Annotated in this window: 10 protein-coding genes; 7 read left to right on the top strand and 3 right to left on the bottom strand. The window is 68.3% G+C overall.

Annotation, left to right across the window (positions count from 1 at the left end; genetic code table 11):
* From INE98_RS06395 to INE98_RS06385, 3 genes are all read left to right on the top strand, one after another.
* Nucleotides 1-483: VOC family protein (locus INE98_RS06395; protein ID WP_293537501.1), on the top strand; the 483-nt coding region annotated here is incomplete at its 5' end.
* A 4-nt stretch (nucleotides 484-487) separates the two neighbouring features.
* Entirely contained in the window at nucleotides 488-1,135 is a 648-nt protein-coding gene (locus tag INE98_RS06390; RefSeq protein ID WP_293537499.1) for a carboxymuconolactone decarboxylase family protein, read from the top strand.
* An 87-nt stretch (nucleotides 1,136-1,222) separates the two neighbouring features.
* Nucleotides 1,223-1,474 (top strand): CDGSH iron-sulfur domain-containing protein, encoded by a 252-nt coding sequence (locus tag INE98_RS06385; RefSeq protein ID WP_293537498.1) that lies wholly within the window; start codon nucleotides 1,223-1,225, stop codon nucleotides 1,472-1,474.
* A gap of 10 nt (nucleotides 1,475-1,484) precedes the next feature.
* Here INE98_RS06385 and INE98_RS06380 read toward each other — a convergent pair whose 3' ends face one another.
* Entirely contained in the window at nucleotides 1,485-2,078 is a 594-nt protein-coding gene (locus INE98_RS06380; protein ID WP_293537496.1) for a hypothetical protein, read from the bottom strand.
* A 3-nt stretch (nucleotides 2,079-2,081) separates the two neighbouring features.
* Nucleotides 2,082-3,392, bottom strand: a complete 1,311-nt coding sequence (locus tag INE98_RS06375) for a hypothetical protein (RefSeq protein WP_293537495.1) — start codon at nucleotides 3,390-3,392, stop codon at nucleotides 2,082-2,084.
* A gap of 230 nt (nucleotides 3,393-3,622) precedes the next feature.
* Here INE98_RS06375 and INE98_RS06370 point away from each other — a divergent pair, with 230 nt between their 5' ends.
* From INE98_RS06370 to INE98_RS06360, 3 genes are all read left to right on the top strand, one after another.
* A complete protein-coding gene (locus tag INE98_RS06370; RefSeq protein WP_293537494.1) occupies nucleotides 3,623-4,786 on the top strand; it encodes a serine hydrolase in 1,164 nt (387 codons plus the stop codon).
* A gap of 318 nt (nucleotides 4,787-5,104) precedes the next feature.
* Nucleotides 5,105-5,608 (top strand): 4'-phosphopantetheinyl transferase superfamily protein, encoded by a 504-nt coding sequence (locus INE98_RS06365; protein WP_293537492.1) that lies wholly within the window; start codon nucleotides 5,105-5,107, stop codon nucleotides 5,606-5,608.
* Between the two features lie 4 nt (nucleotides 5,609-5,612).
* Entirely contained in the window at nucleotides 5,613-6,266 is a 654-nt protein-coding gene (locus tag INE98_RS06360; RefSeq protein WP_293537490.1) for an MBL fold metallo-hydrolase, read from the top strand.
* Between the two features lie 29 nt (nucleotides 6,267-6,295).
* On the opposite strand, the gene fabA is transcribed toward INE98_RS06360, so the two are convergent.
* Nucleotides 6,296-6,799 carry a bifunctional 3-hydroxydecanoyl-ACP dehydratase/trans-2-decenoyl-ACP isomerase gene (gene fabA / locus INE98_RS06355; protein WP_293537488.1) on the bottom strand — a complete coding sequence of 168 codons (504 nt, stop codon included), beginning with the start codon at nucleotides 6,797-6,799 and terminating at the stop codon, nucleotides 6,296-6,298.
* Nucleotides 6,800-7,091: 292 nt separating this feature from the next.
* On the opposite strand from fabA, the gene INE98_RS06350 reads away from it, so the two are divergent.
* Nucleotides 7,092-7,630 (top strand): acyl-CoA dehydrogenase family protein (locus tag INE98_RS06350; protein ID WP_293537487.1); only part of this gene is annotated, 539 nt, incomplete at its 3' end.

Raw genomic sequence — 7,630 nt, 5'->3', positions numbered from 1 at the left:
CTGCCCATGAAGTCGGGCCAGCACTTCTTCTTCGATATCGGCAACGGCGATTCCCTCGCCTTCTTCTGGTTCCCCGACGCCCCGGCACAGACCCCGGGCGTGTCCTCGCCGCGCACCCTGCCCCACGAGGGAGGGCTGGTCACCGCCCACGGCTCGATGAACCACCTGGCCTTCACCGTGCCGGTCGAGAAGTTCGACGCCTATGTCGAACGGCTCAAGGCCAAGGGGATCGAGGTCTCGCCGGTCTTCAACCACGACAATTCGGCCTTCCAGATCAGCGCCGAGGTGACGGACGACGTCTTCGTCCGCTCGGTCTATTTCTTCGACCCTGACGGTGTCTGCCTGGAGTTCGCCGCCTGGACCCGGCCCATGGGCCCCGCGGACGTCGAGCACGAGGCGGCGACGGCGGACGGGGGCCGCAGTCAGGGTCTGGTGCTGGACGCCGCCGGCGCCCCCATCCAGACCGCCCGGACCGGGGGCTGAGGCTTTGCCTGTCCTGCGCCAGGTCCCGCGCGCCGAGGTCAGCTCTGACCTGATCCACCGCTATTACGACCTGCTGTTCGGCCCGGGCCGGGACCCGGTGGCCGAGCCGGGCACCGCCACCGGCACGCCCGGGGACTGGTGGACGGTCTTCGCCCTGGCGCCCGATATCTTCCGCCACGCGGTGGAGGGGTTCGGCGTCTACCGCCATCCTGACCGCAAGATCGACCCGGTCCTGCGCGAGCTGGGCCAGACCCGGGCGGGCTGGGCCCATGGCAGCCAGTTCGTCTTCTCCCAGCACTGCAAGTCCCTGCGGGGCCTCGGCGTGCCGGAGGACAAGATCGCCGCCATCCCCGCCTGGACCGTCTCTGATGTCTTTGATGCGCGCGAGCGGGCCGTGCTGGCCTACGCCGACTGCCTGACCACGGGTTCGGGGCGGACCCCGCCGGAGGTCTTCGAGGCCTTGCGCGCCTTCTGGGGCGACGAGGAGATCCTGGAGTTCACCTACATCACCGCCCTCTACGGCATGCACGCCATCATGACCCGGGCCCTGCGACTTGAGTTCGACGACCGGGACGATCCCATCGTCGAGGTCGCTGCGCCGGAGGGCTTCTCGGCGACGGATTTCCTGAGCGCGCGTCCGTTCCGTCGCTGAGCGGGAAGGCAAGGGCTTCCGGCCGTCCTGTGATGAAGCTACCCTGAAGCTCCGTCCCCTCGGGAGGGGCCAGCACGGAGAGGCGAGATGGCGGACAAAAAGGCAGTCGTGGCGGGCAAGGCCCCCATTCCGGTCGAGGTCGAGGCCGGCAAGGCCTATTTCTGGTGCACCTGCGGCCTGTCCAAGAACCAGCCCTTCTGCGACGGGGCCCACCTGCGCGAGGGCACGGACTTCCTGCCCCAGAAGTGGGAGGCCCCGGAAAGCCGCACGGTCTATTTCTGCGCCTGCAAGCAGACCGCCGGCGCCCCGCTCTGCGACGGGACGCACAACAAGCTCTAGGCGGCGGGCGTCAGCCCTTCCGGCCCAGGCCGAAAAGCTGGGCCAGAGCGGTGAGGAGGCCGACCCGGGGCGGTTTGGCCGGCGGCTCAAGCCACTCAAAGCCGGCGCCCAGGTCGGGGTCGTGGGTGTCCGCCAGACCGCGGAAGCCGGTGACCAGGGCGGCCGCCTCGATCGGGGCGTCAAAGACATAGTCGACCCCCGGTCCGTCCGGGTCCTGTTCCGCCTCCTGTCGCCGAAGCTCGGCGAGGATGGGCGCCAGGCCCGCCGGAGGCTCGCCTTCTTCGGAATAGCCCTCGTCGGCGTCGGAGGTGACCCGCCAGACGACCTGACCGTCCTTCAGGAGGACAGCGGTGCTGTGCATGACCACGTCGTCCACATAGACGTGAACAATCTCCCGCCCCTCGGCCAGAGCCGGCAGGTCCCGGTCGGCGTCGAAGATACGCCGCTGAATGACTAGAACATACCAACCGGTCTCGAAGGCCCGGCCGGCGTAATAGGCTCCGCTCCAGTCGCCGGTCTGGCCCGTATGGCCAACGCCCAGTTGTTCCAGCAGCGCCTCCGCGTCTGACGCCCGGACCGCCAGATAGTCTGCAACGACGCCCATACTCTACCTCCCTCTCGATCTGTTCTGCCTGTTCTGCGGACTTGATCCGTCCGTCTTCGCGCGCGGACGTGACGCCGTCATGGCGAGATTGGACGCGATTGCGGCGGTCGCCGCGCCCACGTCCTGCGGAAGAAAATGATCCAGCCGAAAACCGTCCGGGTCGAGAGAAAAAGCCTTGGTCTGGTTGTCGGACAGTCTCGCACTGGGTCCGAACTTGGCCTCCACATAGCGGCCGGACTGGGTCTGGTGATCGGGGATCGCCACCTTCCCGCCGCCGACGGGCACGCGGGGCTTGGCGCCTTCCCGGGGCGCGTCGCCCCGGAGATGCGAGCGTCCTTCGGACAGCCTCTCGCCCAGTTTTCCTTTCTCGGAGGGACGCAGACGGTTGACCCGGGTCGACACCAGAGGGGCGACCAGGCCGCTGGTCGCTCCGCTGAGCCCCGCCGACTGCAGGGCCTCGTCAACTGAAACAGGTCGCCCGCCAAGGAGATCCTGGGTCATGGATGTTGTTGCGCCGCCCAGAGCGGCGGACGCCTGCGGGCGACGGGAGGCGAGCAGGCCCAGGGTTCCCACCGCGCCACCCAGCGCCGCGCCCGCCGTGTCGGAGGCCGAACTCCCCCTTCCCAGGGCATGATCCATGACCACCTGACCAACTGCGCCATTCACCGCGCCGAGACCGGTCAGCCCGGCGACCTCCCGGCCCACGAGGCCCGCCGCCGCCTTCAGGCGGGGGACGTCGGCCAGGGCCGCCATTCGGACGCCTCCGGCAGCGACCCGGCCCAGGGCCAAGGGGGAGGCGACCAGCAGGCTGGCGCCGGTTCCCGCAACTCCGCCTGTCGCCCGGGCGTAGGGGTGCAGCCTCCAGTCCTCAGCATCCTGAGCCTGGGCAGAGGCCATCCCCTCCTCGTAGCCGCTCACGAAGTCGCGCCCCTGGATCATCCCGCCGGCGGCGGAGAGTCCCGCCCCCAGATGATCTCCCAGGCCAAAGGTGAAGGCGTCGCTGGCGCCCCGGGCCCCGGCGGCCAGGCTGGCGACCAGGGGCTGGGCGGGTTGTCCGGTGACCGTCGCCTTCGCCGGCTTGGGCTGAGGCGACGCGCGCTTCATGGGAATGGGGGGCTTCCGGCTGCGGGTTGGAGGGGAATGAGCCCCCCGTCGTTCCTGCATCAGCGCCTGGGCGCCCGCCAGGGCCACCGCCATGGGTGTCGTCATGGGCAGGGCGGCGCCGGTCCGGACTGCGGCCTTGAAGAGCTCATGCCCTGCGGCGCGGGCTTGCGGCCTGACCCGCGCGGCCACCGCCTCGCTGCGTTGACGCATCCAGTCGGTGATATCGTCGAGCGCATCTGATCGGCGGCGGTGAGGTCCGTTCGGCATCGTGGTCCTTTCGGTAGCGGGAGGTTGTGAGCGACAACCTTCTCCCGGACCTGTGGATTGAGCAAGAACAAAAGTAGAACATGTGTTGTGACGCATCGACCGATGGGGGAGTCCCTTGCCGCGGCGCCCTCAGGGCGATAGCCCTCACCCGACTGTTCTCCCCGGAGCCCCCCATGCGCGCCCTCATCCTCGCCGCCGGCCTGGTCCTGGCCGGACTACCCGCCGTCGCCGCCGACAAGCCGCCGCCGCCGGCTTCGGTCCTCTTCTGGTCGCAGGCTCAGAAAGAGGCGGGCTTCCCGAAGATGGAGGCCTATTTCCCGATGAGCACGGCGGCGCGGGGCGATCAGGTCCATGAACTCCCGGCGGGCGCGCCCCTTGCGGTGGCCCAGGTCGGTGGACGGACTTTCGACCTGGCGGAGTACATGTCGCGGGAAAAGACCGCCGGGATCCTCGTCCTTCAGGACGGCAAGGTGCGCCTGGAGCGTTACGGCCTGGGCTATGGCCCGGAGGGACGCTGGACGTCCTTCTCCGTGGCCAAGTCGGTCACCTCGACCCTGGTGGGAGCGGCGGTGAAGGACGGCTACATCAAGAGCCTGGACGACAAGGTCACGCGCTACATCCCCGGGCTGCGGGGCAGCGCCTATGACCAGGTCAACGTCCGACAGCTCCTGACCATGACCTCGGGGGTGAAGTGGAACGAGGACTATACGGATGCGAAGAGCGACGTGGCCTTGCTGTTCTCGACCCCGGCCGACCCGGGCCTCGACTCCACCGTCAGCTACATGCGCAGGCTGCCCCGCGAGGCCGCCCCGGGCGCAAAGTGGGTCTACAAGACCGGCGAGACCAACCTGATCGGCGTGCTGGTCACCTCCGCCACCGGCAAGTCCCTCTCGGCCTATCTCTCCGAGAAGATCTGGAAGCCCTACGGCATGGAGAAGGACGCCCTCTGGATGATTGACGAGCGGGGCCAGGAGGCGGGCGGCTGCTGCCTGTCCATGACCCTGCGCGACTATGGCCGGGTGGGCGAGTTTCTCCGCACCGGCGGGATCGGCGTCTCGGGCCCTGTGCTTCCCGAGGGCTGGATCGCCGACGCCACCCGCGCGCATGCGCCGACTGACGAGCGCTTTGGCTATGGCTATCAGTGGTGGACCGAGGCCAACGGGGTCTTCAACGGCCTGGGCATCTTCGGCCAGAGGCTGCACGTCGACCCCGCCCGGAAGCTGGTGGTGGTGATCTCCAGCGCCTGGCCCGAGGCGACCAACCCGGCCCGATCGGCCCGCCAGGACGCCCTCATCGCCGCCATCGCCGCGCAGCTGGACGCCGAGGCGAGGCCCTAGGGCGCCACGAGGCCGGAGCGCCCCCTTACCGGGCTTCGCCCGGAGCTCTTCCGCAGGAGAGCAATGACTCCCTAGTTCCTCCCTCCCCAGGGGGAGGTGGACCGCGAAGCGGGCCGGAGCGGGTCTGCAGAGGGGCCGTAGCGCCCCCTCAGTCGGCTTCCGCAGCACGCCGATCGGCTGCTGCACCCCCGGGAAAGCGCCTACCACGCCACGCTCCTCGCGAATCGGAGGCGTCACAGCTTCCTCCTCGGTCGCTATGCGGCCAAGCTCGCCCTGCTCGGTTGTGGCGCCGCCAGCGGCGCGGACGTCGTGCCCTCGATGATCGAGATCCGCCCAGGGGTCTTCCAGCATCCGGTCGTGCATCTCGACAGGGGCGGCGCCCGGCGGCAGGTCAGCATCACCCACAGCGAGCCGTGGGGCGCGGCGCTGGCCTTCCCCGAGGAGCATCCGATGGCGATCGATGTCGAGCGGGTTCAAGCCAGGGACGTCCTGGCGTCACTGTGCGTGCCCACGGCCCACGAGGGCCCGCGCCTGGCCGCGTGCGCCCTGGCGGAGCCGCAGCGCCACACCATCGCCTGGACGGCCAAGGAAGCGCTGTCGAAGGTGCTGAAGACCGGCCTGACCCTGGACTTCAAGATACTCGAGATCAGTGCGCTCCACCCTCACGCGCGACACCTGGAGTGCCTGTTCGCGAACTTCCCGCAATACCGGGCCGTGTCATGGCTGTTGCAAGATTTCGCCTGGTCGATCGTCCTGCCGAGAAAAAGCGACCTCGATGCGGACGCCGCCGTCGCGGCGCTATCGGCCGAGTTCGGGGTCTAGCAGCATGACGGTCGTTGTCGTGCCGCTGCACATGCAATCGATCCCCACGCGCAACTTCGTCCACATGGTCCACGGCGAGCGTCGAAGGGACGCGATCATCATCGACCCCGTGGGCGATCTGGACGCAGTGCTCGCCGACCTCCACCGCCGCGACCTGACGCTCCGGGGCATCCTGGTCACCCATACCCACGCCGACCACATCGGTCTGGTCGCCCCGCTCTCGGCCGGGAGCGACTGCCCGGTTTGGGTCTCCAGCCGGGAGGCCGACCGCCTTGATGTGCCGTCCCACCTCCTGCGGGTCCTGGATGGCGGGAACAGCTTCGAGCTCGCCGGTCTCCAGATCGAGCCGATCCCGACGCCCGGCCACACCCTGCGCAGTCTCTGGCACCGGATCGGCGAGAACCTGTTCACGGGCGACACCCTGTTCATCGAGGGGTGCGGAATATGCTCGGGCCCCAATTCCGATCCCGGTCTGCTCTTCGACAGCCTGTTGCGGCTCAGGGACGAGATCGCGCCGGAGACGCGGGTCTACCCCGGCCATCGCTATGTCTACCCAATCGGGCAGCCGTTCAGCTTCGTGCTCGAGCACAACATCTACATGCAGTTCGATCGGGCCCAACGGGCGCTGTTCATCGGGTTCAAAATGCGGCGTGGATAGACGAACCGGCTCGCCTTCGGCTGAGCGCCTCAGCTGCCGGTGGCCAGGATGGTCCTCAGGTTCCTGGCCTGGTAGATCTTCTGGCCATCGACAAGCACGGAGGCGTCGGCGATGCCCATCGTAAGCCGCTGATCGACTAGGCGCGTGATGTGAAGGTCATAGGTCACGAGCTTGGCCGACGGGAACACCGAGCCGTTGAACTTGATCTCGCCGCCGCGGGCCCGTCCGCGGCCCTTGTAGCCCTTCCACCCCAGGAAGAAGCCCAGCAGCTGCCAGAGCGCGTCCTCGCCGAGGCATCCGGGCATGACCGGATCGTTGTCGAAGTGGCAGGCGAAGAACCAGAGGTCGGGGGTGATGTCCTGCTCGGCCACGACCCGGCCCTTGCCGGCGTCGCCGCCGTCTTCCGTGATGCTGGTGATGCGATCGAACATGAGCATCGGGGGCAGCGGGAGCTTGGCGTTGCCGTCGCCGAACATGCGCCCCTTGGCGCAGTCGATGAGTTCGTCATAGCTGAAGGACGACTGCCTGGTCACTTTATCCGCACCCGATGGTGGCGGCCTCAGGGCCGCGAGTGGATTCGCATGCCGATCGTTCCAAGCACTTCCCAGCCCTAGTCTTGGACGATCAAGGGTGAAATTCTAAGCCACCCGAGGCGGGTTCGCCAAGCCGTGTATCCATCGCAGCGGCGCCGTCCGACCCTGGCGGCGGACCCCGTCAAATCTTCGTCGCCTGCCTGACGCCGGGGCAGGTCTTGCCCCCTCGGGCCGGCGCGGTAATCTTGGCCCAAATTAGCGCCGTATTCCCGGCGCCGACGGAGACTGGACCATGGCGGATTTCGGCGGCGACGTTGAACTCGAGGCCTTCCGGAAGGAAGCCCGCAGCTGGCTTGAAGCGAATTTCCCCGAGTCCCTGAAGGGTCAGGCCGGCGCGGCCCTGGCCTCAATGGAGGGACCCGGCCCCGAAGGCGACATGAAGCTCTGGAAGGAGCGCATGGCCGACAAGCGCTGGGGCGCCCCCACCTGGCCGGCGGAGTACGGCGGCGGCGGGCTCTCGCCTCAGCAGGGTCGCGTCCTGTCCCAGGAGATGGCGCGCATCGGCGCCTACAACCCGATGGTCTTCGGCATGGGGATCACCATGATCGGGCCGACCATCCTGGACTACGGCACCGAAGAGCAGAAGAAGACCCACATCCCGCCGATCGTGCGCGGCGAAGTTCAATTGTGCGTGGGCTATTCCGAACCCAACGCCGGCTCGGACCTGGCCTCCCTGCAGACCCGCTGCGAGGACAAGGGCGACCACTGGCTGATCAACGGCCAGAAGATCTGGACCAGCTACGCCAACAAGGCCGACTGGTGCTTCTGTCT

It is taken from the genome of Phenylobacterium sp., from assembly GCF_020253645.1.
Taxonomy (GTDB): Bacteria; Pseudomonadota; Alphaproteobacteria; order Caulobacterales; family Caulobacteraceae; genus Phenylobacterium.
The sequence above is the reverse complement of the archived record's forward strand: the minus strand, read 5'-3'. Positions and strand labels throughout refer to the sequence as shown.

Excerpts from the sequence above, each read along its gene's own strand:
- INE98_RS06385 (WP_293537498.1), top strand. The coding sequence starts at position 1,223 with ATGGCGGACAAAAAGGCAGTCGTGGCGGGCAAGGCCCCCATTCCGGTC.
- INE98_RS06380 (WP_293537496.1), bottom strand. The coding sequence starts at position 2,078 with ATGGGCGTCGTTGCAGACTATCTGGCGGTCCGGGCGTCAGACGCGGAG.
- INE98_RS06375 (WP_293537495.1), bottom strand. The coding sequence starts at position 3,392 with ATGCGTCAACGCAGCGAGGCGGTGGCCGCGCGGGTCAGGCCGCAAGCC.
- INE98_RS06370 (WP_293537494.1), top strand. The coding sequence starts at position 3,623 with ATGCGCGCCCTCATCCTCGCCGCCGGCCTGGTCCTGGCCGGACTACCC.
- INE98_RS06365 (WP_293537492.1), top strand. The coding sequence starts at position 5,105 with ATGATCGAGATCCGCCCAGGGGTCTTCCAGCATCCGGTCGTGCATCTC.
- INE98_RS06360 (WP_293537490.1), top strand. The coding sequence starts at position 5,613 with ATGACGGTCGTTGTCGTGCCGCTGCACATGCAATCGATCCCCACGCGC.